Source organism: Arthrobacter gyeryongensis (genome assembly GCF_039543785.1).
GTDB classification, from domain to species: Bacteria; Actinomycetota; Actinomycetes; order Actinomycetales; family Micrococcaceae; genus Arthrobacter; species Arthrobacter gyeryongensis.
Genome location: NZ_BAABKK010000026.1, coordinates 1 through 23,026 on the forward strand (window position 1 = coordinate 1; position 23,026 = coordinate 23,026).

The 23,026-nt window shown below is 63.9% G+C and carries 22 protein-coding genes, 1 tRNA gene and 1 pseudogene; 11 read left to right on the forward strand and 13 right to left on the reverse strand.

The window, feature by feature from the left end:
• Positions 1 to 603 (forward strand): annotated as a pseudogene (locus ABEA18_RS17620) (DUF3417 domain-containing protein); the annotation flags it as partial.
• Between the two features lie 43 nt (positions 604 to 646).
• On the opposite strand, the gene ABEA18_RS17625 reads toward ABEA18_RS17620, so the two are convergent.
• Both ABEA18_RS17625 and glgX read right to left on the reverse strand, forming a co-directional pair.
• The gene (locus tag ABEA18_RS17625; RefSeq protein ID WP_345451267.1) at positions 647 to 1,006 is read right to left on the reverse strand and encodes a barstar family protein; all 360 of its coding nucleotides are present in this window, start codon (positions 1,004 to 1,006) and stop codon (positions 647 to 649) included.
• 5 nt (positions 1,007 to 1,011) lie between these two features.
• Positions 1,012 to 3,120 carry a glycogen debranching protein GlgX gene (glgX, locus tag ABEA18_RS17630; protein WP_345451269.1) on the reverse strand — a complete coding sequence of 703 codons (2,109 nt, stop codon included), beginning with the start codon at positions 3,118 to 3,120 and terminating at the stop codon, positions 1,012 to 1,014.
• Between the two features lie 280 nt (positions 3,121 to 3,400).
• Between glgX and ABEA18_RS17635 the strand changes: the two genes are divergently transcribed.
• Complete coding sequence (locus ABEA18_RS17635; RefSeq protein WP_345451271.1) at positions 3,401 to 4,213, forward strand: carbon-nitrogen hydrolase family protein; 813 nt, start codon at positions 3,401 to 3,403, stop codon at positions 4,211 to 4,213.
• A 186-nt stretch (positions 4,214 to 4,399) separates the two neighbouring features.
• On the opposite strand, the gene rlmB is transcribed toward ABEA18_RS17635, so the two are convergent.
• From rlmB to ABEA18_RS17660, 5 genes are all read right to left on the reverse strand, one after another.
• Positions 4,400 to 5,395 carry a 23S rRNA (guanosine(2251)-2'-O)-methyltransferase RlmB gene (rlmB, locus tag ABEA18_RS17640; RefSeq protein WP_345451273.1) on the reverse strand — a complete coding sequence of 332 codons (996 nt, stop codon included), beginning with the start codon at positions 5,393 to 5,395 and terminating at the stop codon, positions 4,400 to 4,402.
• Between the two features lie 79 nt (positions 5,396 to 5,474).
• Positions 5,475 to 6,938 carry a cysteine--tRNA ligase gene (cysS, locus tag ABEA18_RS17645; RefSeq protein ID WP_345451275.1) on the reverse strand — a complete coding sequence of 488 codons (1,464 nt, stop codon included), beginning with the start codon at positions 6,936 to 6,938 and terminating at the stop codon, positions 5,475 to 5,477.
• Between the two features lie 68 nt (positions 6,939 to 7,006).
• The gene (ispF, locus tag ABEA18_RS17650) at positions 7,007 to 7,516 is read right to left on the reverse strand and encodes a 2-C-methyl-D-erythritol 2,4-cyclodiphosphate synthase (RefSeq protein ID WP_345451607.1); all 510 of its coding nucleotides are present in this window, start codon (positions 7,514 to 7,516) and stop codon (positions 7,007 to 7,009) included.
• Between the two features lie 23 nt (positions 7,517 to 7,539).
• A complete protein-coding gene (gene ispD, locus ABEA18_RS17655; protein WP_345451277.1) occupies positions 7,540 to 8,322 on the reverse strand; it encodes a 2-C-methyl-D-erythritol 4-phosphate cytidylyltransferase in 783 nt (260 codons plus the stop codon).
• A 157-nt stretch (positions 8,323 to 8,479) separates the two neighbouring features.
• Complete coding sequence (locus ABEA18_RS17660) at positions 8,480 to 8,962, reverse strand: CarD family transcriptional regulator (protein ID WP_011690592.1); 483 nt, start codon at positions 8,960 to 8,962, stop codon at positions 8,480 to 8,482.
• A gap of 295 nt (positions 8,963 to 9,257) precedes the next feature.
• Here ABEA18_RS17660 and ABEA18_RS17665 point away from each other — a divergent pair, with 295 nt between their 5' ends.
• Entirely contained in the window at positions 9,258 to 9,836 is a 579-nt protein-coding gene (locus ABEA18_RS17665) for a hypothetical protein (RefSeq protein ID WP_345451609.1), read from the forward strand.
• Between the two features lie 93 nt (positions 9,837 to 9,929).
• On the opposite strand, the gene ABEA18_RS17670 is transcribed toward ABEA18_RS17665, so the two are convergent.
• On the reverse strand, positions 9,930 to 10,610 hold the full coding sequence (locus tag ABEA18_RS17670; protein ID WP_059388662.1) for a response regulator transcription factor: 681 nt from the start codon (positions 10,608 to 10,610) through the stop codon (positions 9,930 to 9,932).
• Positions 10,607 to 11,812 (reverse strand): sensor histidine kinase, encoded by a 1,206-nt coding sequence (locus tag ABEA18_RS17675; protein WP_236818303.1) that lies wholly within the window; start codon positions 11,810 to 11,812, stop codon positions 10,607 to 10,609. Before ABEA18_RS17675 ends, ABEA18_RS17670 begins: the two co-directional genes overlap by 4 nt.
• Positions 11,813 to 12,018: 206 nt before the next feature.
• Here ABEA18_RS17675 and phoU point away from each other — a divergent pair, with 206 nt between their 5' ends.
• The gene (gene phoU / locus ABEA18_RS17680; RefSeq protein ID WP_078106623.1) at positions 12,019 to 12,672 is read left to right on the forward strand and encodes a phosphate signaling complex protein PhoU; all 654 of its coding nucleotides are present in this window, start codon (positions 12,019 to 12,021) and stop codon (positions 12,670 to 12,672) included.
• Between the two features lie 73 nt (positions 12,673 to 12,745).
• Here the strand turns inward: phoU and ABEA18_RS17685 are convergent, their stop codons facing one another.
• On the reverse strand, positions 12,746 to 13,492 hold the full coding sequence (locus ABEA18_RS17685) for a phosphoglyceromutase (protein WP_345451282.1): 747 nt from the start codon (positions 13,490 to 13,492) through the stop codon (positions 12,746 to 12,748).
• A gap of 129 nt (positions 13,493 to 13,621) precedes the next feature.
• On the opposite strand from ABEA18_RS17685, the gene ABEA18_RS17690 reads away from it, so the two are divergent.
• Positions 13,622 to 14,434 (forward strand): class I SAM-dependent methyltransferase, encoded by an 813-nt coding sequence (locus tag ABEA18_RS17690; protein WP_425550549.1) that lies wholly within the window; start codon positions 13,622 to 13,624, stop codon positions 14,432 to 14,434.
• Between the two features lie 130 nt (positions 14,435 to 14,564).
• Here the strand turns inward: ABEA18_RS17690 and ABEA18_RS17695 are convergent, their stop codons facing one another.
• Both ABEA18_RS17695 and ABEA18_RS17700 read right to left on the reverse strand, forming a co-directional pair.
• Entirely contained in the window at positions 14,565 to 14,903 is a 339-nt protein-coding gene (locus ABEA18_RS17695) for a DUF2516 family protein (RefSeq protein ID WP_345451284.1), read from the reverse strand.
• A 10-nt stretch (positions 14,904 to 14,913) separates the two neighbouring features.
• The gene (locus tag ABEA18_RS17700; protein ID WP_345451286.1) at positions 14,914 to 16,098 is read right to left on the reverse strand and encodes a trans-sulfuration enzyme family protein; all 1,185 of its coding nucleotides are present in this window, start codon (positions 16,096 to 16,098) and stop codon (positions 14,914 to 14,916) included.
• A 138-nt stretch (positions 16,099 to 16,236) separates the two neighbouring features.
• On the opposite strand from ABEA18_RS17700, the gene tmk reads away from it, so the two are divergent.
• Genes tmk through ABEA18_RS17715 form a run of 3 tightly spaced genes read left to right on the forward strand, consistent with a single transcriptional unit; the run spans position 16,237 to position 19,713 of the window.
• The gene (gene tmk, locus ABEA18_RS17705) at positions 16,237 to 16,917 is read left to right on the forward strand and encodes a dTMP kinase (protein ID WP_345451288.1); all 681 of its coding nucleotides are present in this window, start codon (positions 16,237 to 16,239) and stop codon (positions 16,915 to 16,917) included.
• The gene (locus tag ABEA18_RS17710) at positions 16,914 to 18,062 is read left to right on the forward strand and encodes a DNA polymerase III subunit delta' (protein WP_345451290.1); all 1,149 of its coding nucleotides are present in this window, start codon (positions 16,914 to 16,916) and stop codon (positions 18,060 to 18,062) included. Before tmk ends, ABEA18_RS17710 begins: the two co-directional genes overlap by 4 nt.
• Before the next feature lie 49 nt (positions 18,063 to 18,111).
• Complete coding sequence (locus ABEA18_RS17715; RefSeq protein WP_345451292.1) at positions 18,112 to 19,713, forward strand: alpha/beta hydrolase; 1,602 nt, start codon at positions 18,112 to 18,114, stop codon at positions 19,711 to 19,713.
• A gap of 61 nt (positions 19,714 to 19,774) precedes the next feature.
• On the opposite strand, the gene ABEA18_RS17720 is transcribed toward ABEA18_RS17715, so the two are convergent.
• Positions 19,775 to 20,518: a phosphonatase-like hydrolase gene (locus tag ABEA18_RS17720; RefSeq protein ID WP_345451294.1), complete on the reverse strand. Its 744-nt coding sequence runs from the start codon at positions 20,516 to 20,518 to the stop codon at positions 19,775 to 19,777.
• Between the two features lie 222 nt (positions 20,519 to 20,740).
• On the opposite strand from ABEA18_RS17720, the gene ABEA18_RS17725 reads away from it, so the two are divergent.
• The 3 genes from ABEA18_RS17725 to srmL all read left to right on the forward strand — a co-directional run bounded on the left by ABEA18_RS17725 (position 20,741) and on the right by srmL (position 23,022).
• A tRNA-Thr gene (locus ABEA18_RS17725) sits at positions 20,741 to 20,813 on the forward strand.
• 221 nt (positions 20,814 to 21,034) lie between these two features.
• On the forward strand, positions 21,035 to 21,709 hold the full coding sequence (locus ABEA18_RS17730; RefSeq protein ID WP_345451295.1) for a hypothetical protein: 675 nt from the start codon (positions 21,035 to 21,037) through the stop codon (positions 21,707 to 21,709).
• A gap of 194 nt (positions 21,710 to 21,903) precedes the next feature.
• Positions 21,904 to 23,022, forward strand: coding sequence for a PheS-related mystery ligase SrmL (srmL, locus tag ABEA18_RS17735; RefSeq protein WP_345451297.1), 1,119 nt, complete (start codon positions 21,904 to 21,906; stop codon positions 23,020 to 23,022).
• Positions 23,023 to 23,026 lie beyond the last annotated feature (4 nt).

Consider the following 23,026-nt stretch of genomic DNA (forward strand, 5'->3'; position numbering starts at 1 on the left):
TTCTACGGCTCCACGGTCTCCGCGGACGCCGGCGCGGCCGGGCCCTCGCAGTCCGGCCCGGAAGCCGTGCCGACGCACTGGGTGTCCATGATCAAGCACACCCTGGCCCACCTCGGCCCGGCAGTCTCGGCCGACCGCATGCTCCAGGACTACGTCAACACCCTCTACCGCCCGGCAGCAGAGTCAGGACGGCGTGCCGTGGCTGGCTCCTTCAAGGAAGCGAAGGAGCTGGCGGCCTGGACCACCAAGGTCCGCAACGCCTGGCCGCAGCTGATCGTGGAACACGTCGATTCCATCGGCGTCTCCGAGGAACCCCAGATCGGCGACACCCTCCAGGTCAACGCCTACATCGCCCTCCACACCCTGACACCGGACGACGTCAGCGTCGAGGTGGCATACGGGCGGGCTGAAGAAAGCGATGAGTTGGAGGACATCACCGTGGCCGAACTGAGCTCGTTCGAGGACCTCGGCAACGGGCGCCACCTGTTCACCGGTTCCATCCTGATCAACCGTTCCGGATCGTTCGGCTACACCGTCCGCGTCTTCCCGAAGCACCCCTCCCTGGCCTCCAAGGCCGAACTGGGGCTGATCGTCAACGCGTAGTGGCAAACCGGCTGGGTGGGCATCGCCCGCCCGGCCAGTCGAGCTACTGCTGGAAGACCGCTATCACAGCGAGGTCCCGCCCGGAGTAGAACTCGGCGTCCTGGAGGATCTCGCAAACCAACCCGAAGGACCGGTCCGTCCGGTAGGCCGCCGGGACCTGCCAAATCAGGGTGACGGGTGATTGCTCGTCCTCGGACACACTGTCTGCGAAATCGTGGAGTGAATCGTTGAGCGCATCCAGGTCCACCCCGTCGTACTCGGGGAAATCGAGCACCTGGCCGAACACCTCCAGGACGCCTTCCTTGTTTGCCGCCGGCGGCACCATCACGGTGCGGCGGCCGGCGTCGGACACTTGTTCCTGTAGTTCTTCCAGTGTCCACGTGTCTGCCGAATAGATTTTCATGGTTCCTAGGTGCGGTAGATGTTGATGGTGTTGCCTTGGACGACTTCCCGTTCGCCTGCCGCGACGAGCGCTCCTTGCCTGCGGTCATTGAGCTCGGACGTTGTCAGCCTTAGTTCGAACATCCGGCTGCCGGCCCCTGATTCGGCGACCAGTTTCGGCAGGACGACCTTCTGGTCATCCTTGTTCCCGTTGATCACGAGCAAGCCGCGGTGGGCGCCGCCTTCCGAGCTCACCAAGAGTTGCACAACACGCAGGGAAGGATCGTGCCAACGGGCCGCCGTCATGGGCTGGCCCTCCTCATCAAACCAGTCCAGGCCCGTCCCCTTGTCAGGGAAGCCTGCGTCCTGCGCTTGCAAGAACTCCTTGCGGAGCCGGATCACCCGTTTGGTGCTCCGCAGCATGTCATGCGATTCGGGTGTCTGGGTCCAGTCGATCCACGTCAGGGGGTTGTCCTGGCAATAGGCATTGTTGTTTCCCTGCTGTGTGCGCCCAAGCTCGTCACCGGCAGTGATCATGGGTACGCCGATGGAGATCATCAACGTAGTCATGAGGTTCCGTTTGGAAAGGGCACGGGCCGCGAGAATCCTCTCGTTCTCCGTTCGTCCTTCGAATCCGTGGTTGTAACTACGGTTGTCGCCGTGGCCGTCGCGGTTTTGTTCGCCGTTGGCTTCGTTGTGCTTGCGGTCGTAGGACACGAGGTCGGCAAGCGTGAAACCGTCGTGGGCGGTGATGAAGTTGAGGGAGGCGAGCCTCGAGCGCCCCGAAGGTTCAAAGACCCGGGCGGAGCCAGTCAAGGCGTCCGCCAGGACCCCAACATTCCCGCCGGACATCCCGGCGTCGGCGGCGCCCCGGTCAGAGAGCCAGAAGCGGCGCACGCCGTCGCGGAAGTGATCGTTCCAGTCCACCCAGCCCTTGGGGAACCGTCCGGTCTGCCAGCCGCCGTAGCCCACATCCCATGGTTCGGAAATGAGCTTGGTCTTGGAGATCACGGGATCTTCCGCGATGCGCTTCAGGAAAGGGTGCTCGGGATCGAACTCGTTGCCGGCATTGCGGCATAGGGTCACGGCAAGGTCGAAGCGGAAGCCATCGATGTGGAATTCTTCCGCCCAATAACGCAACGATTCAATGGCCAGATCCACTACCCTGGGTTCGGCAAAATTGAGGGTGTTGCCGCAGCCCGTCGTATCGAGGTAGCGGCCGTGGGCATCGTGGCGGTAGTACCACTGCTCGCCCAGGCCCCTGAAGCTGAAGGTGTCGCCGTCGGGCCCGCCTTCCGCCGTGTGGTTGTAGACGACGTCGAGGATCACTTCGATCCCCGCCGCATGCAGAAGCTTCACCATGCCCTTGAATTCGTCCTGGACGGCGTGCGGACCGGCCTGCTGGGCGGCTTGTGTAGCGTAGTCCGAATGGGGGGCGAAGAAAGCTGCGGTGTTGTAGCCCCAATAGTTGGTCAGGCCCAAGTACTGCAGGTGCTGCTCGTCCACGTGGAAGTGGATGGGCAGCAATTGAACGGCCGTCACTCCCAATGAGTGGAAGTGTTCGATCATGGCGGGGTGGGCCATGCCCGCGTAGGTGCCGCGAAGGTGCTCCGGGATATCCGGATGCAGCATGCTTTGGCCGCGGACGTGAGCCTCATAGACAATCGTGTCCCGCCACGGCGTGCGCAGCGGACGGTCGTCGCCCCAATCAAAAGCCGAGTCCATCCGCACGGAAGTCAGTAGTTCTCCCCGCTGGTGGACCGCCCGACCGTAGGGATCGAGCAACAGCTGCTCGGCGTCGTCGGCGTCAAAGTCCGGGGCAGGAACGGACAGTGGAAGCGCGTCCTCGTGGACTGCTGCGCGGAAGCCGTACCGGGTGCCGAGCGGCAGCCCGTCCACGATCCCGTGGTGCACGCCGTCCTCAAGTTTGGGAAGCGTGTGGACTTTCCAGGAGTCGCCGGGGGCCTTGTAGGCGATTTCGACCCGAGTGAGTCCGGGGGCCCATACAGCGACGTTGACCCGGTCCGGCGAGGGGGTGTCGCGGTCGGATTTCCCAGGCAGCGGAACACTCAGCCCGAGCGGCGATGGCCGCGAGGCGTCCACTGTAGATGCTGTGTCAAAAATCGGCATAACCATTAGTTGAGAGTTTAGTCTCTGACGCCAATTCTCCCCTGCCCGCGGCCCATATGACAGTGCCCATGCCCGGCGGTCGAAACCACGCCAGAGGCCCCTGCGGACGCAAACAAGCCGCTCACCTGCTGAAACGTCGAACCGCCCGGTTCGTTGCGCTTTTCGTGAAACCTGTCGTTTGAGCGGATTGTGTCGATTGCGCCGAATACGCCCGCCCGCGCGGACGAGTTCGTATCCTCAGCGCGCTCGTTGCATACTTTGGCTATACACCAACGTGGAGGTAATTGTGCGAATCGCCCTTGCTCAACTCATCAGCGGCCGCGAGCTGGCAGACAACCTGCTCCTGTTGGAAGGCTACGCCCGCCGGGCAAAAGATGGCGGCGCCGAGCTCGTAGTATTTCCGGAAGCGACCATGCGGGCGTTCGGGAATTCCCTGCTGGACATCGCTGAGCCCCTGGACGGGCCATGGGCCAGCCAGGTGCGGAAGATCGCCCAGGATCTAGGAATCGTGATCGTCGCCGGAATGTTCACCCCCGGGCTGGCCGCCGACGGCAGCAGCAACGGCAAAGTCCGGAACACGCTGATCGCCACCGGGCCCGGGGTGGACACCAGCTACGACAAGATCCACCTCTTCGATGCCTTCGGCTTTACGGAATCGGATACCGTCGACGCCGGCACCGATCCGGTGACATTTGACGCCGGAGGCCTCACCTTTGGCCTGGCCACCTGCTACGACATCCGTTTCCCGGCCCTCTTCACCGCCAATGCCGACCGCGGCGCCGATGTGAATATCGTGTCCGCTTCCTGGGGTGCCGGGCCTGGGAAGGCGGAGCAGTGGAAGCTGCTCGCGCGAGCCCGGGCGATCGACACCACGACCTTCGTGCTGGCGTGCGGCCAAGGCGATCCCGCGAGCCAAGGCCGTGAACCCAAGGGTGCAGCGCCTACCGGAGTGGGGCACTCGGTCGTCGTGTCTCCCTTTGGGAACGTGCTGGAAGAGCTCGACGCCGAACCCGGCCTCTTGTTCGCAGAGCTGGACGCCGCCGTCGTCAAGGAAGCGCGGGTCAAGCTCCCGGTCCTGGCGAACCGCCGCGACTTCTAGCCCCGGCTTCTCGAGGAACACTGACGCTCGCTCACATATGGCGCCAAAGACACTGACGCTCGCTCACATCTGGCGGTAAATAGACGGACGCTCGCTCACCCTGTGAGCGAGCGTCCGTCGGAAACACCAAATAAGTGAGCGAGCGTCGGCATTTGGCCGGCGGCTGTGCCGCCACCCACCGCAGGGTTACTTCGTGGCGCGCTGCCTTGAGACTTCGTACAAGGAGATACCCACGGCCATGGAGGCGTTGAGCGATTCCATGGCGGAGTCGATCGGGATGGAGATGATCTGGTCGCAGTTTTCGCGGACCAGGCGGCTGAGGCCCTTGCCCTCGGAACCCACGACAATGCACACGGGATCGGTGGCCAGGGCGAGATCCGGCAGCGAGACATCGCCGTCGCCGTCCAGGCCCAGCACGAAGATGCCCATCTGTTTGAACTGCTTGAGCGCGTTGTTCAGGTTGGCCGCGCGGGCCACGGGAACGCGGACCGCCGCGCCGGCGCTGGTCTTCCAAGCCGAAGCGGTGACGCCTACGGAACGACGCTCCGGGACAATCACGCCGTGACCGCTGAAGGCGGAAACGGAGCGGATGATCGCGCCTAGGTTGCGTGGGTCGGTGATGCCGTCGAGCGCAACGAAGAGGGGCGCGTTGGGGATGTACCCCTTCTTCCACTTTGTGACCGTCTCTTCGGCGAGGTCGTAAGCATCCTGGTATTCGTACGGCGGGATCTGCAGTACGAGGCCCTGGTGGACAGCGTCTTCGGTCATGCGGTCCAGCTCGGGCTTACCGGTTTCCAGCAGCGGGATGCCGCGTTCGGCAGCGAGCTTGAGCGACTCCTTGACGCGGTCGTCCATCTCGATCCGAATGGCAACGTGCAGTGCCTTCGCGGGGATTCCGGCGCGAAGCGCCTCCACCACGGAGTTGCGTCCGGTGACGACTTCCTCAGTAGCGCGGCCCTTCGGGCCTGAGCGGGCGCCCGGGTTGGAGCGGCTGGCGCCCCCGGCCGCGCGCTTGGCCGCGGAGCGCTCTGCAAGCTGCTTGCTCTTGTACGCCTTGTGGTACTCGCGGTCCTCAGCCTTGGGGGTTGGACCCCGGCCTTCGAGGGCCTTTCGACCGTGGCCACCGGTTCCGGTGGTGGGGCCCTTCTTGCTCTTGACAGCCCGGCGACCGTTGTTGGCCATGAATTCCACCCTTGATTGTGTTGAGTACGTCTGCAATCAAGTCTACTGAATCAACTTAAATCGGGACGACGGCGCTTTCTCAGTCCCTCTTGAGGCTCCAGCTGGCTCCATCGGCGCCATCCTCGACGGCGATACCGGCTGCGGCGAGAGTGTCGCGGATCGCGTCGGAAGCCGCCCAATCCTTGTTCACCCGCGCTTCGGCGCGAGCCTGCAACTGGGCTTCCACGAGGACCTCGAGGGCCTGGGCAGTCTCGGAGTTCTCCTGGACTTCGCCGCGGACGTCGTTCAGTCCAAGCACGGTGGTCATGGCCAGCACGGCCCGGAGCGCCTGCTCGGCCCCGGCGTCGTCTCCGGACGCCAGGGCGGTGTTCCCCGCGCGGACAGTCTCATGCAGCGCGCCGAGGGCCTGCGGGACGTTGAGGTCGTCATCCATGGCAGCACCAAAGGCATCCGGAACGGGGCTCGACTCAGGGTGCGCGGCGAAGTCGCCACCGAACTTCTTGGAAGCCTTCGCAACAAAGCCGTAGATCCGCTCTACTGCCGCCGCAGCCTCCTGGAGCGAAGTGGGCCGGTAGTCCAGGATGGAGCGGTACTGCGCCTGGCCAAGGTAGTACCGGACAACCCGCGGACTGGCGAGCTCGAGCATTTCCGAGGGGCTCACTGTATTGCCCACGGATTTGGACATCTTTTCGCCCTCGTACGTGACCATGCCGTTGTGCAGCCAGAAATTGGCGAATCCGTCACCCGCGGCCTGCGATTGTGCCATCTCGTTCTCGTGGTGCGGGAAGCGGAGGTCCAATCCGCCGCCGTGGATGTCGAACTGCCGGCCCAAGTACTTCGTAGCCATGGCGGAGCATTCAAGATGCCAACCCGGCCGGCCCGTTCCCCACGGCGAAACCCAGCTCGCCGTCGTCGGCTCCCCGTCCTTGTAGCCCTTCCACAGCGCGAAGTCGCGCGGGTCGCGCTTCCTGTTGCTGAATTGAGGCTCGACGTCGGCGGCTCCCTGCATGTCGTCGATGTTCTGGCGGGTCAGCGAGCCGTACTTGCTCCAGGAGCGGACGTCGAAGTAGACGTCCCCGGAGTCGTCCAGCGCAGGGTAGGCATGGCCGCGGTCGATGAGCCTTTGAATGAGGGCGTGCATCTCCGGGATGTGGCCGGTGGCGCGCGGCTCGTAGGTGGGGCGGGAAACGCCCAGGACGTCGTAGGCCTGCTCGAATTCCTGCTCGTAGCGGTAGGCCAGGGCCCACCATTCTTCCTCGGCCTTGGCTGTTGGTTCCTCGGCCCAGTCCGGCCCGAACGACTGCGCCGACTTGGCGAGGATCTTGTCGTCGATGTCCGTGACGTTGCGGACAACAGTGACACGCAGGCCCCGGTATTCAAGCCAACGTGTCAACTGGTCGAAGGCGATCGCGGAACGGACATGCCCCACGTGCGGCATCCCCTGCACCGTGGCACCGCAGTAGTAGACGCTGGCCTTGCCGGCTTCAAGGGGAACGAAGTCACGGACTTCGGCGGATGCAGTGTCGTAAAAGCGCAGGGTCACCGCTCCAGATTAGCGGATGCGCACCCTCTGGCTTCGTTGCACACCATCTATCCCTGGTCAGGCGCTATTTAGGCGCTATCGCTTTGGGGCGCTGCCGGCACGGCGTAGACGAGGGCCGTGGCGACAGCGGAGATGCCCTCTCCCCGTCCCGTGAAACCCAGGCCATCGCTGGTGGTTGCCGTGACGCTGACGGAAGCTCCTGCGGCGGCGCTGAGGATACGCTGCGACTCCTCACGCCGCGGCCCGAACTTCGGCCTGTTGGCAACGAACTGCACTGCCACGTTCCCGATCTCAAAGCCGGCAGCCCGGACAATCCTGGCCGCCTCCCCCAGCAACTTCACCCCGGACGCACCTGCGAATTCGGGACGGTCGGTGCCAAAATGCGTGCCGAGATCACCAATGCCGCAAGCGGAGAACAGCGCGTCAGCAGCCGCATGGGCAACGCAATCGCCGTCGGAATGCCCGGAAAGTCCACGCTCCCCCTCCCAAAACAGCCCGCCGAGCCATAGCGGCTGCGGATCGTTGTCAGGTGCGTAGGCGTGAACGTCCACCCCGATGCCTGTGCGCGGCAGAATCATGGCCACGGTCTCCGAGCCTGCCATCAGCCTTCAACCCAGCGGACTCCGAGCGGTCCCTCCAGCAGGCCTTCGGCAATGATGAGATCCAACGGCGTGGTGATCTTCAGGGACTGGCTGGCACCGCGGACCGCGTGGACCGGCACGCCCAGGAGCTCGACCAGCATGGCGTCATCCGTGACTGCCGCCGACTGCTCGTCGTCGAACGTCGCGGCCGCCGCGTGGGCGCGCAACAAGGTCTCAAAGTCGAATCCCTGCGGAGTCTGCACCGCACGAAGTTGTTCGCGCGGGGCGGTGCCGGTGACGATCTCCGGCGCGATTCCGGCGTCGTCACCGTCAGTTTCCGCAACCATCTTGACGGTATCCACCACCGGCATGGCAGGAATGACCGCTTTGGCCCCGGACGAGAGCGCCACGGCAATCCGGTGGAAGACCCGTTCGGGAGTCAGCGCACGCGCGGCGTCGTGAACCAGCACAGCGCGCGTTCCTTCGAGGACCGCCCCAAGGGCGGCGCGGACCGAATCGGCACGGGTGGATCCGCCGTCGACGACGGTAATCAGCGGGCCGTCAGCGCCCAGTTCCTGCCGGAATTCCTCGCACAGCTCGCGCAACTCCAGGTCCCCGGCGGGGACGGCCACGCAGATCTGGCGGGCAACGTCCGCCGTCGCGACGCCGCGAAGAGCATGGGTGAGGATCGTTTCGCCGCCCAACGGCACTTTTGCCTTGGGCATGCCGTAGCCAAGCCGTTCACCGGAGCCTGCCGCAACGACGACGACGGCGGTGGCCTCGCGCTGGGATGGTGTAGTCATGCGCCCAAGCCTACGTGGTGGCCACCCGCCCAACTAGCTGGCAGCAAGTGTCGTTTTGGGCGCCCAGAACGACATCTACTGCGAGGTAGTTGGCCTTTTGGGCAAAAGGAAACCCCGGCAGCAGGTTGCTACCGGGGTTCAAATCTTTGAATCTCTGTTAGGAAGCCAGAACTTCGTCGAGAACGCTTGCGGCCTTCTCTTCGTCGGTCTTCTCAGCCAGTGCCAGTTCTGAAATCAGAATCTGACGGGCTTTGGCCAGCATTCGCTTTTCACCTGCGGAAAGGCCGCGATCGTGATCACGGCGCCAAAGATCGCGGACGACCTCTGCAACCTTGATGACGTCGCCGGAAGCAAGCTTCTCCAGGTTTGCCTTGTAGCGACGGGACCAGTTGGTGGGCTCTTCAGTGAACTCGGCACGGAGAACGTCAAATACGTGCTCCAAGCCTTCCTTGCCCACTACGTCGCGGACCCCAACAAGGTCTACGTTTTCTGCTGGAACTTCAATGGTCAGATCACCCTGAGCCACCTTGAGCTTGAGATACATTTTCTCTTCGCCCTTGATAGTGCGCATCTTGATTTCTTCAATTTTTGCTGCACCGTGGTGAGGGTAAACTACTGTCTCGCCGACCTCAAAAACCATGTGGACTTTCCCCTTTCCCGCAGACCAGTTTATCACGCTTAAGGCATACGATTGGCACGGAAAGGGGTCCTGAGCCCTGTAAATACGCGGAAAATGGCCTTTTCGACCCTCCGGCACCCTCTTGACGGGAGGGCATAAAAGTGCATTGGACGCAGCGTTCCGGACGACCCTACTCCTTCTGGGGGGCCGCCACAATGGTGATCGGAATCCTTGTTCCTGCTAGTTTGCCGATAGGCTATGGCTGAAAAGTGTTCCAATGACTCTTAGAGGAGTACGTGTCGTGCGCATTACTGCGATGAACCGTGTCCAGCGCGGCAAACTGGCGATGGCGGCGGCCGCCATCAGCATCGGTCTCTTGTCCGTGACCGGCTGTGGCTATATCAATCCCCAGCAGACCAACGAGCAGTACTCTCCGTCTGACGGCGTCAGGGAAGACCTCGGTCCGCTTCAGCTGCGCAACATGCTCATCGTCTCCACGGATGCCAACAAGCCGGGACGCGTCATTGGTGCCGTGTTCAACACCTCCTCGAGCGATGCAACCTTGACCATCAGTGGTGCCGGCGGGTCACAGGCGACCATTCCGGTCAAGGCCAAGTCGCAGACCTACCTCAACGAGACCACGGACGCCGCGGTTCTGAGCACGAGCGGCGGAGTCCCTGGTTCCATGGCTTCCGTGACCATCAAGACCGGCTCCGATTCCCGCGCCGTGCAATTCCCGGTCCTGGACGCTTCCTTGAAGGAATACGCGAAGTACCTCCCCACCGCTTCCGCTTCTCCGAGCCCCTCGGCCAGCGGTTCCGCCACCCCGAGCAGCAGCGCGACTCCGGGCAGCAGCGCGACCCCGACGCCGAGCACGAGCGCCACCGGCCACTAGGCGGCCGGCGTCGCTCGGATCGGCAACACGCTGGATCCTCGAAGACAAAAAGGAAGGGCTCCCGAGGGGAGCCCTTCCTTTTGCTGTGGCTTCTTACGGCTCGAACTTGTAGCCCAGGCCCCGAACCGTCACGAGGTAACGGGGAACGGAGGGGTCCGGCTCGATCTTGCTGCGCAAGCGCTTCACGTGGACGTCCAGGGTCTTCGTATCGCCCACGTAGTCCGAACCCCAGACGCGGTCGATCAACTGCCCGCGGGTGAGCACCCTGCCCGAATTGCGAAGGAGCATCTCAAGGAGTTCGAATTCCTTCAGCGGAAGCGACACCTGTTCGCCGTTGACGCTCACTACGTGCCGCTCGATGTCCATGCGCACAGGGCCGGCCTGCACGGTGGATGTGATGAGCTCTTCCGGCTCGCCTTGCCGGCGGAGCACAGCACGCACGCGTGCCACGAGTTCCCTGGAAGAGTACGGCTTGGTGACGTAATCGTCCGCGCCAAGCTCCAGTCCTACTACCTTGTCGATTTCCGAGTCCTTGGCCGTCAGCATGATGACCGGGACGCTGGAACGTTGGCGCAGTTGCCGGCAAACCTCAGTGCCAGGAGTCCCCGGGAGCTGGAGGTCCAGCAGGACCAGGTCGGCCCCGTTCCGGTCGAACTCCACCAAGGCGTCACTCCCGTTGTCCACAACCTGGACATCGAAGCCTTCCTTGCCCAATAGGTAGGACAGAGGGTCGCTGAACGACTCTTCGTCCTCCACGATCAGAATCCTGCTCAAGCGCCAGCTCCTTGCTCTAGGGCGCGCACAGCGCCCGTCGATTGAATCACGCTCCGGGGCTTCGCCCCGGCGTCGTCGTCCTCCTGGCCTTCCATTTCCGGAAGGCGGATGGTGAAAGTAGAACCTTGGCCGGGCTGGGACCAGACGGTGACCTCGCCGCCGTGGTTGGACACCACGTGCTTGACGATACTCAGGCCCAAACCCGTTCCCCCGGTCTGCCGGGACCTCGCCGCATCCACGCGGTAGAAGCGTTCGAAAATGCGTTCCTGGTCTTCGGGACTGAGACCCTCGCCCTGGTCTGTGACGGAAATGGCCACCACGCCCTCTTTGGCGCGGACCCCCACTCCCACACGGGTGTTCTCCGGCGAATAACGGATGGCGTTGTCGATCAGGTTCCGTAGTGCGGTCACCAACAGGTCCTGGTCACCGAACACCATTGTTTCCGAGCGCCCGCCGACCACGATCTTGATGTTCTTGAGCTCCGCCGGGAGCTGCGACCGGTCCACGGCCTCGGCGATCACCGTATTGATATCCACTGCGTGCCCTTGCTGGGCCACGTTGGCGCCCTGCAGCCGGGACAGCTCTATGATGTCCTGCACGAGCGCGGCGAGTCGTGTGGATTCCTTGTGCATGCGCTTGGCGAAGCGGCGCACGGCTTCTTCGTCGTCCGGGCTTGCCTCGAGCGCCTCGGCAAGCAGGGAGATAGCGCCCACAGGCGTCTTGAGTTCGTGCGAGACGTTCGCGACGAAGTCGTTCCGGATCTCTTCGGTGCGGGTGATTTCGGTGCGGTCATCGGCCAGCAGGACGATATATTCCCATCCGAGCATGGCTGCCCGCACCTGCACCACAATGGTTCCCTTGCCCAGAGGACCGCGGGGCAACTCGAAAGTCTTTTCCAGGATCACGCCGTCGCGCCGCACCTTTGCGGTCATGTCCAGCAACTGCTTGTGCACCACGGTGTGGCCTCTCACGAGGCCGTATGCGTAGGCCGCGGGACTGGCCCGGACCACGCCGTCGATCGCGTCCACCACGACGAAAGCGCGCCCGACGACGGACAGCACCTCCGCGGCTCCCTCCGGAAGCAGCGGCTCGGTTACGTCCAGGTCAACAATCTTTCGCTGCCGTTCGCTAAGCCTGAACGCGAGCACGCCAAAGACGCCGCACGACAGGCCGACTAGACCTGCGATGACACCGATGAGCACTGGATCCACGGATCTAGCTTATGCGCTCAAAACACTGCAAAATATGGAACGGTCACCAAACGGCCCCGATTCAGCTAACGTTCACCTAAAGGTGCGCAATCGTTCATTGACCACTGCCACCCTTACTAGTTGGACCGTAGTTAGCTGTGATGATTTTCGCGCCGCCAGAAGGGTGCGGAGGAGATTTCCAAGGAGAGGACGCCACCGTGCGCAAGGTTTTTCAGGAGGAGCTCATCCAGGTCGGTGAGGACCTCATCGAGATCTCGAAACTGGTCACTGAGGCGATCCAGAACGCTACCACCGCATTCGAAGGTGCCGACGTAGATCTCGCCCAGGATGTCATTGCCGCCGATGCCCGGATCGATTTCCTGCAGAACGGCCTCGACGAACGGGCCATCGATATCCTGGCCCTCCAGGGCCCCGTTGCAAGCGATCTCCGGATGATTGTCGGTTCCCTGCGGATGAGCGCATCCCTCGAGCGCATGGGCGACCTCGCCCGGCACGTGGCCCAGCTGGCCCGTTTGCGCTACCCGGCTACGGTCATCCCCGAGCAGCTGACGGCAACGTTCAAGGACATGGCCCGCCTCGACCTCGAAATCGTCCAGAAGGTCACCCTGCTCCTGGAGTCACGCGACCTGGAAGTTGCCCGGGACATCCTCAAGCTCAACATCCGGGTGGACGATCTGCACCTGAGCGTCTTCAGGGCGATCGCCGATCCCGCATGGGCCGAAACTGCCGCCACCACGGTGGATGTGGCCCTCGCCAGCCGCTACTTCGAGCGCTTCGCCGACCACGGCGTCTCCGTTGCCCGCAAGGTGACCTACCTGGTCACCGGTGAGTGGCAGCCGGAAGGCTTCTAGCCAGGTTTAACAAACAACGACGGCGGCAGGCCCACCTTGCGAGGTGGGCCGGCCGCCGTCGTTCTCTCAAAGCTTATTTCTTGCCTTGGGCAGCTACAGCCTTGATGGACTCTGCCGCAGCCTCGGGGTCGAGGTAGGTTCCGCCCGGATTGATCGGCTGGAAGTTCTCGTCCAGGTCATAGACCAACGGGATGCCCGTGGGGATGTTGAGGCCCGCGATGTCTTCGTCGCTGATGCCGTCGAGGTGCTTGACGAGGGCGCGCAGGGAATTGCCGTGTGCGGTGACCAGGACGGTCTTGCCCGCCTTGAGGTCTTCCTTGATGTCGGACTCCCAGTACGGCAGGAGACGCACGAGGACGTCCTTGAGGCACTCGGTGCGCGGGAGGGCGTCGCCGAGGTCCGCGTAACGGGGATCGTGTGCCTGCGAGAACTCGCTGTCGTCGGAGAGCGGGGGCGGCGGGGTGTCGTAGCTGCGGCGCCATTCCATGAACTGCTCTTCGCCGAACTCGGCGAGGGTCTGGGCCTTGTCCTTGCCCTGCAGCGCGCCGTAGTGGCGCTCGTTGAGGCGCCAGTCGCGCTTGACCGGGATCCAGCCGCGGTCGGCCTTGTCGAGGGAAATGTTCGCGGTGTTGATGGCCCGCTTGAGCAGGGACGTGTACAGGATGTCCGGGAGAACGTTGTTCTCGACCAGGAGCTCTCCGCCGCGCGCTGCTTCCTCGCGGCCTTGGTCGTTCAGGTCGACGTCCACCCAGCCGGTGAACAGGTTCTTGGCGTTCCAGTCGCTGTGGCCATGGCGCAGCAGAATCAGCTTGTAAGTCATGGTTTTCATCCTAAGCGATCATGCCCTGCTGTTGCCGGGCGTTACGCCTCAACGCGGGGTCACTTAGCGCCGATGTTTGCGGGCCGGATGGGCCGTAAGTGACCCCGCGTTGGAGGATAAAGTGGGACCGTGGTGCAAAAAGCGGAGCGGGTGCAGGGAAGACGCGGCAAACCCGTCGGCAACATCACCAGGGGCACCACCAATCCCAACCGCATGCGCCGTCTGGACCGCTGGTTGGCGGGCCCGCAGGGATGGCGTCTACGCTCCGCCGTCGACCCCTTGGTAGTGGACCTGGGCTACGGCGCTTCCCCGGCCACCGCCGTCGAACTCTTCGAAAGGCTGCAGGCAGTCCGCCCCGACGTCCGCGTGTGCGGGATCGAGATCGAACCCGAGCGCGTCCGGATCGCGAAATCCCTGGAAAGGCCCGGGCTCAGCTTCCACGTGGGCGGTTTCGAGGTTCCTGTTCCAGGCAATCCCGTGTTGGTGCGGGCCTTCAACGTGCTGCGGCAATACGAGGAATCGGACGTGGCGGGGATCTGGACGCTGGTGCAGTCTCGGCTGGCACCGCGGGGACTGTTCATCGATGGCACGTGTGACGAAATCGGCCGCAGGGTGACGTGGGTTGCGTTGGATCCGGACGGGCCGCTGAGCCTGAGCCTGTCCATGCGCTTCGGCGGTTTCGAACTTCCCTCCGACGTGGCCGAACGCCTCCCGAAGGCACTCATCCACCGCAACGTCCCCGGAGAACGCATTCATGCTTTCCTGAATGCGCTGGACCAGGCATGGTTGGAAGCCGCACCGCTCGCGTCCTTTGGCAGCAAGCAGCGGTGGACCGCTATGTGCCAATCAATGCGCGACGCCGGTTGGCCCCTTCAGGACGGAACGTCGCGCTGGCGCCTTGGGGAACTTACCGTCGATTGGTCAGCGGTGGCTCCCGCTTAGTTGGCCGCGGGCGGGCCTGGGCCCACGCCGGCAGGGTTCCCTGAGCGAGCTTGCGAGCTTAGGGAGCCGGTTGGGCCCACGCCGGCAGGGTTCCCTGAGCGAGCTTGCGAGCTTAGGGAGCCGGTGGGGATCACCAGGGACCGTACGGCCCCTGGTTGCGGCCGCTGTTGCCGATTTCCTTTACCGCGGGACGGACGTCCGCCAAATAGACACACGCTGCCGTGACGGCTGCGATGCCAAAGATGCCGAAGCCACCGCCGCCACCGAGGAGCGATAGCCCGCCGATCACCGCGGCGACGCCGGTCAGGGCCAGCCAGAAGGTCTTGGTGCGCTTGGATGCGGCTTCGTAGGACGAGGGCTTGTGGCGCAGGCAATCGACCAGCGCCCACAGCTCCAAAGCGAAGGCAACCAGTCCCAGAATGAACCAAATTCCATTCTGGATGTATGAAATCAAAATTTTTCCGTCCACGCCCTCAAGCCTAGCGGTCAAGCGCCTTGAGCGCTTGCTCCAAATCCGCCCAGAGGTCTTCGACGTTCTCGATCCCGACGCTCATCCTGATCAGGTTGTCCGGCACGCTGAGCGGTTCCGCGGTGTGCCGGCGTCGGCGTTCGATGAGGGATTCGACCCCGCCCAGCGACGTTGCGGGGATCCACAACCGTAATGCACGAACCAGTTGATCTGCTGCGTCGGCCCCGCTGCGGGTTCCGTCTCCGGCCAACTGGATGCACAAGATGGAGCCGAAGCCCTTCATCTGGGACTTGGCCCGTTCGTGGCCGGGATCGGTGGGCAGGCCCGGGAAGCGGATCGACTCGACGCGCGGGTGGGTGCTCAGCCGCTCGGCCAACGTCGCGGCAGAAGCTTGCGAGCGCTCGATCCGGAGTGCCAGCGTGCGCAGGCCTCGGAGCGCGAGCCACGCCTCGAAGGGGCCCGCGATGCCGCCGTGGATGATCCGGTGGTGAAGGAGTTCCGCGCGCAGCTCCGCATTCGAGGTCACCAAGGCGCCGAGTACGACGTCGGAGTGTCCAGCCAGGTATTTGGTCACCGAATGGAGCACGACGTCGGAGCCCAGGCTGAGGGGCTGCTGAACGAGCGGCGTGGAGAAGGTGTTGTCCGTGACCACGATGGCGCCGGCTTCATGCGCGGCGGTGGCCAGTGCCCGTACGTCGGCGATGCCGAGCATGGGGTTGGTGGGGCTTTCAATCCACAGCATGCTGGCGGGTATTCCATCGGCGGGGGCGAGTTGCGCCTTGACGGCGTCGGTGTCCGCGATATCAACGGTCCGCAGTTCAAGGATGCCCTTGGCCGCGAGTTCGGTGGCCATGACGAGCGATCCTGCGTAGCTGTGCGTCGGCATGACCAGGACACCTCCGGCCGGCACGAGCGACAACGCGGAACTCACTGCGGCCAAGCCCGAGGCATAGAGCAAACCGGGCAGTTCGGCTCCTTCCAGCTGGGCCAGTGCTTCCTCGAACGGATCCCACGTGGGGTTGGCATAGCGTCCGTAGCCGCGGTCGCCGTCGCTCAGTGCTCCTGTGCCGAAATACGTGGAGGACAGAACGATGGGCGGGTTGACGGGTTGGTCATGGCTTCGTTCGGGACGGCCTGCCGCCACCACCACAGTGTCTGGGGACAGATCTGCGGCATGTTCTCGGGAAAGACTCATTGCCCCAGCCTACGGCGCGGGGCGCGGGCGTTGGAAAGGTGTTACGGCTCCGTCTCGTCGAGCGGCAGGTTCGGTCCCGCGCAGGTGGGCGAGCGCCGTCGTCGGGCACTGTCAGAGTTCCTCTGTACGCTTAGATCCGTGACTACGCAGCGCCTCAAGCAGGACCAGAGCCCCACGCCGGACTCGGGCCCAGGACTCTTCATCGCCTTCGAGGGCGGGGATGGCGCCGGCAAGTCCACGCAGGCCGCCCGATTGGCTGAATCGCTTGAGTCCCTCGGCTTTTCGGTGCTGCGCACCCGCGAGCCCGGGGGCACCCCGATCGGCGAGAAGCTGCGTTCCTTGGTGCTGGACCACGGCCACGGCACTATCGACCCCCGGACCGAAGCCCTGATGTTCGCCGCATCCCGGGCTGCCCACGCAAGCCAGGTCATCCGCCCGGCCTTGGCGCAGGGTTCTGTGGTGATCACGGACCGCTATATCGACTCCTCCGTCGCTTACCAGGGTGCCGGCAGGGACCTCGGGACCGTCGACGTCAGGCGGCTCAACGAATGGGCCACCGAAGGCCTCGAGCCGGACCTGACAGTGCTCCTGGACGTCCACCCGGGCGATGGCCGGGACCGCAGAACAGCCGGAGACGCTGCCGAGGACCGGCTCGAGTCGGAACCGGACGATTTCCATGCCCGCATCCGTGCGGCGTTCCTGGAACTGGCGGAGGCCCGCCCGGAGACGTACCTTGTGCTGCCCGCCAAGGACGCCGTCGAAAATCTCGCCGCGCAGATCCTGCGGCGTGTACAGGACTTGCTCGGGAGCCGCACGTGAGCGTCTGGGACGAGCTCCAGGGCCAGGCGCCCGTCGTCGCACAATTGCGCGCCGCCGCCCAAGGCGAGGGCCTCACGCACGCATGGTTGTTCACCGGTCCGCCGGGTTCAGGCCGTTCCAACGCGGCCAAGGCATTCGCCGCGGCATTGAATTGCGAACAGGACGACGTCGCACTTCGCGGCTGCGGCGAATGCGCATCGTGCCGGACCATCCTGGGCGAAACCCACTCCGACGTGACCTTTGTCCGCACGGAGAAGGTCACCATCACCATCGACGAAGCCCGCCAGTTGGTGTCCAAGGCGGGCGACCGGCCGGCTACCGGCCGTTGGCGCATCATCGTGGTGGAGGACGCGGATCGCATGGCCGAACGCACCACCAACGTGCTCCTCAAAGCCATCGAAGAACCGACTCCCCGGACCATCTGGATGCTGTGCGCGCCGTCGCCCGCCGATGTGCTGGTCACCATCCGCTCGCGTTGCCGCCCGGTGAGCCTCCGGATTCCACCGGCTGCCGACGTCGCCGCCCTGCTGGTGAAGCGCGACGGCGTCGACCCCGCCATTGCGGACAGGGCCGCCCGCGCAGCCCAAAGCCACATCGGAATTGCGCGTCGACTGGCCCGCGATCCGGAAGCCAGGGAACGCCGGATGGAGACTGTCCGTTTCCCGCTGGGCCTGCGGGGCGTCACTGCTGCCGTGATGATGGCCGAAAAGCTGGTCAAGATCGCAACGGATGAGGCCAACAGTTCCAACGACGAACGCGACGCCGCCGAGAAGGTCGCCCTGCTCGCGAGCCTGGGCGCTCCGGAGTCGGGCACCCTGCCGCCGTCGATGCGCAGCCAGGTCAGACAGCTTGAGGACGACCAGAAACGCCGTGCCAAGCGATCCATCACCGATTCCCTCGACCGCACGCTGACCGATCTACTGTCCTTCTACCGGGACGTCCTGGTCATTCAGCTGGGGAACGCGGTCGAGTTGGTCAACGTTGAACTCAGGAGTGAACTGGAGGGCTACGCGGCCAGCTCCACGCCAGAGATCACCTTGGCGCGCATGGATGCCATCAACAAGGCGCGAGTGCGGATCACCACGACCAACGTGGCACCGCTGTTGGCCGTCGAATCCATGGCGAGCAGCCTGATTCAGCAATAGCCGGATAGTTTAGAAACACAGCACGCTTCCCCAGCCTGAGGAGAAACGCATGACCCCCGCACGACGCCGGCCCGCCGGGTCCAGTTCCAGGACACGGTTCCCCTCACTGCGGCGGGCGGCAGCGGCAGTCGCTGCCACGGTCACCGCGAGCCTGCTGCTGAGCGGCTGCGTGTTCTCGGTACCGGTGCCCAATGATGGCGCCAGCAACGGGTCCGGTAACGTCAGCACCCCGGACGCGTCCATCGCAGCCGCGGCGCCGGCAGGACTGGAAAGCTTCTACTCCCAAAAAGTGAACTGGACGTCCTGCGAGCAGGGATTCCAGTGCGCCAACATCAAAGTGCCGGTGGACTACGCAAAACCCAATGGTGACAGCATCTCCATCGCTGCCATCCGGCTCCAGAGCCAGGGCACAAAGAAGGGTTCACTACTGGTGAATCCTGGTGGCCCCGGAGCTTCAGGCTATGACTTCGTGAGGGACGCGGCGAAAACACACTTCACCAGCAAGCTGCGGTCCAGCTTCGACCTGGTGGGTTTCGATCCCCGCGGCGTCAAGCGGTCTGCGCCGGTAACGTGCCTCAGCGATGCCGAGCGGGACGCCTCCCGCGAGAAGGTCTACAACTACGACACTGACCAGGGCGTCGCCGCGGCGCTGGCCGACACGAAGGCCATGAATGCCCAGTGCGTGGAAAAGTCCGGGCCCGCCCTGCCGCACATCGACACCGCCAGCTCCGCCAAGGACATGGACATCCTCCGCGCAGTGCTGAACGACGCAAAACTCAACTACCTGGGCTTCTCCTACGGAACCTCCCTCGGTGCCACCTATGCGTCCTTGTTCCCGAACAACGTAGGCAAGCTCGTTTTGGATGGCGCAGTGGATCCGTCCCTCAACAACGAGGACCTCACCGCGGGACAGGCAGAGGCGTTCGAAAAAGAACTCCGAACGTATGTGGCGGATTGCCAGGCAAAATCCGGATGCCCCATGACCGGCAGTGTCGATAATGGCGTGCAGCAGATCCAGAACCTCATCGCCGACGTCGAGCAGAATCCAAAACGCGCCAAAGACGGACGGCTCGTCACCGGGGCTACGTTCGTCAGCGGTATTTTCACCCCGCTCTACGACAACGAATCGTGGCCTGTCCTGACCCAGGCTCTGGTGGCAGCGTTCAAGGGCGACGTGTCGCTCATGCTTCGGATTGCCGACTTCGGCGCGGACCGGGACCCGAACGGCACCTACACGTCAAACACCTCGTTCGCGTTCAACGCCATCAACTGCCTTGACTACCCTATGGTCACGGATACAGCCGGGATGCGTTCCGAAGAAGCCCGATTGAAGCAACTCTCCCCCACCTTCGGCTATTACTTCTCCTACACCGGCATCAACTGCAAGGACTGGCCCTATAAGCCGGTGCACACGCCTGCTCCCATCAAGTACACCGGTGCGGCGCCGATTGTGGTTGTAGGCACCACCGGGGACCCCGCAACGCCTGTCGCCTGGGCTGGTTCGCTGCGCAAACAACTCGGCAACGCTTCCCTCGTGACGTGGAAGGGCGAAGGCCACACCGCCTACGGCCGCTCCAACCAATGCGTGTCCGACGCCGTGGACAACTACTTCGTGGATGGAAAGGCGCCTTCGGACGGGACTATGTGCTGATTCCCGCAGGGAATTTGCCTTCAGACCCACGAAATCCCAGTCCTCAGCGACTAGGCCTGCGCTAGAGCCGTGCGGCGCGGGGCTCCAGCAGCGCGGGAAGGTTCTTGACTGAGGGCACGACGGCGGTGGCGCCGGCCGCGCGCAAAGCCGCCTCGGAGTGGAAACCGGTGAGCACGCCCACCACGGCGGAGGCGCCGGAGCGAACGCCGGACAACATGTCCGAGCTTGTGTCCCCCACGACGACGACCTCACGGACATCGTCCAGGTCAAGAGCCAACACGGCCGTGAGAATCATGTCCGGGTAAGGGCGACCGCGGCCGGCGTCAGCGGGGCACAGGCTGAGATCCGCCTTCCCCATCCACCCCAGCGACTCAAGCACCATGTTCTGTGTGTGCCGGCCGAAGCCCGTAGCCAGGCAGACTTTCACGCCGGAGTCCCGCAACCAGTCGATGGTTTCCTCGGCGCCTGGAATAGCCCGGACGCCGCCGTCGGCAATCAGATCGTCGTAGGCGCGTTCGAAAGCCTTGTTGGCGCTCTCGGCCCGTTGAGCTTCTTCAAAAAGGTGGCTGAAGACGGTCAACTTGGAAAAGCCCATGGTGTCCCGGGCGTAGCCGAGCATGCTTTCGAAGCGCGGCGAACCAGGCTCGACGCCGGTCTCCTGCAGGGCGCGGGACATAGCACGCTCTGTGAGACCATCGTCGGTAATCGTGGTGCCCACCATATCCAAGACAGCAAGCCGGAGCCGCTGCGCACGATGTGCCCCGGCGTCGTCCGCGTTGATCCTCTTGCCGCTGTCCATGCTCATGGCGCCCCTTCGCTGGTTGATGACCGAAATCGTGCGGCCATGTTAGTCCGCCCAGCTTGGCCCCGGTCCGCGACGACGGCCTGAACCCGGCGCGACGAGCGGATGAATTCCGCAACAACGGCGCCGCGGTAGCTCCGCCCGGGGCTGTTTTGACCCGGACGACGTGACTCTATTACAGTTGTATCTTGCGTGATTCAGCCGGTACCCGGCCGATAACGCGGTGCTTCCTTAGCTCAGTCGGTAGAGCGTTTCACTCGTAATGAAAAGGTCATCAGTTCGATTCTGATAGGAAGCTCGAAAAGCCCCGCCAATCCATTGGAATGGCGGGGCTTATTTTTTAGGTTCTTGGCGGCTTCCACGGCGCGGGGGTGAATGCCTGGGCTCGCGACGCCCGGTGCGCCGGGCGCTGCGAAGTTCAGGCAACAGGATAGAAAAGATGGGCGGGAGTTACTGGCTCCCGCCCGTCGTTCCCCCTTTCCGGGGGCAGACTTCCGAGCTCCCGAACACCTGAGGATCATGAACTTCCGCAATCGTCTCTCCCTGCCCACCGCATTCCTCTTTGCCGCATTGGCCCTCGCGGGATGCCAACAGGGAACCCACCCGGCCGAACCTACGGCCAAGTCCGCGTCGCCGGCAGTTCCTCAGGCAGTTGCGGCGGCTGGAAACACACCTTCCGGTGCGGCGGCTGCAGCCGTGAAGTCCATCCACTCCCCCGGCATCGTCGCAACTGACGAGCAGCTTGCCGCCGGACAGTGCGCCGCCAAAGTGGTCGACGCCGCCACCGGCGAGTACCTGCCCGACCCGGCCTGCACTCCAGGGGCCGCAGATCCAGCGGTTACCCAGGAGAACATCGATTCAACCATTTGCACGAGCGGCTACACGGCCACGGTGCGCCCGCCCGCTTCGAACACGGACAAGGTGAAGGCCGAGAGCCTGCGCGAATACGGCCAGGTCGCCATGAAGACCACGGAATACGATCACCTGATCAGCCTGGAGCTCGGCGGTACCAACTCCGTCTCGAATCTGTGGCCTGAGCCGAACAAGGCGAGCGCCACGGGCACCACGAACCCGAAAGACGCGGTGGAGAACACTCTGCACAGGGCCATCTGCGCTCACAAGGTCACCCTGTCGGCTGCCCAGGAGGCGATCGCCCACAACTGGGTCACTGCCGTCAAAGACCTCGGTTTGTAGCTGCGCGAAGCGCTGACGCCGACGATCAGGGTCGGCAGCTGGGGTATAGTCACCCCATGCTCTCCATGCGCCGATTTACTTGCCCCCGACCGGGTTCCGGTCGCGAGGGCTCTCAGGCGCGCGCCTAGGTCCTGGCGCCGGATTCGAGTCGGGGGAAGTAACCCGCCACTCAAATCCAAACAATAGGACCAGCAATGCCTGCTTATCTCAGTCCCTCCGAACTCAACGATGCTCTGACCACCCGGGATCTCTCAAATCCGGACGGCGGACCTCATGCAATGCAAACACTCTTGCAAGGCGTCATCGACGCGCTCGGCAGCAAATGGGGTGTGCCTTCACGGATCGTTCGACACAGCCCTCTGGTGAGCGTGGCCGACAACTACGACCGCCTGGGGTTCAACGAATCGGACGTGACCAGGGATCAAAGATATTCCCGCTACGTCAGTCCTACGGTGATGCTCCGCAGCCATACTTCGGCTTCCATCCCCTCTCTGCTGCGGGAGTTGGATTCAGCCGAATCCAACGACGAGCTCTGGGCCATCCCCGGTCTTGCCTACCGGCGCGATTCCATCGACCGCACCCACGTGGGTACGCCACACCAGGTCGACTTGTGGCGCGTCAGCTCCCGGGAACGACGCGGCTCCGGTGATCTCCAGGAAATGCTTGCCTCCCTCGTGCAAGCGGTCATTCCAGGGGCGCAGTGGCGAGCAGTTCCGGCGGTTCACCCCTACACCAGGGAGGGCTTGCAGCTCGATGTCCTCATGGACGGGGAATGGCTCGAACTCGCGGAGTGCGGACTCATGGCCCCGCATCTGTTCTCCGAGGCCGGCCTGGATCCCGCAAGGTGGTCCGGGCTGGCTCTGGGGATGGGTTTGGACCGTGCCCTGATGCTCCGCAAAGGCATCCCCGACATCAGGTTGCTCAGGTCCACGGACAAAAGAGTCGAACAGCAAATGCTGGATCTCTCCCGATGGAAACCGGTGTCCCAGATGCCCTCCATCCGGAGGGACATCTCGATCGTCGTTCCGGCAGATCTGAACGCCGAAGTGCTCGGAGACCGGGTACGGACAGCCTTGGGCGAGCAAGCCGAAGACTTGGAAAGCGTGGAGCTCCTGGCGCTGACTGCATCCGGAGAACTCCCCGCGGCAGCGCGGGAACGGCTCCGCATCCGCGACGGACAGGCCAACGCCCTCATACGTTTGGTGCTTCGCCCCATCGCCCGGACCATGACGGATCCACAGGCCAACCAGATCCGGGACATTGTTTATCTAGCCCTGCACGAGGGGCCGGTCAAGGAGCTCATCGCAGGATAGGGCA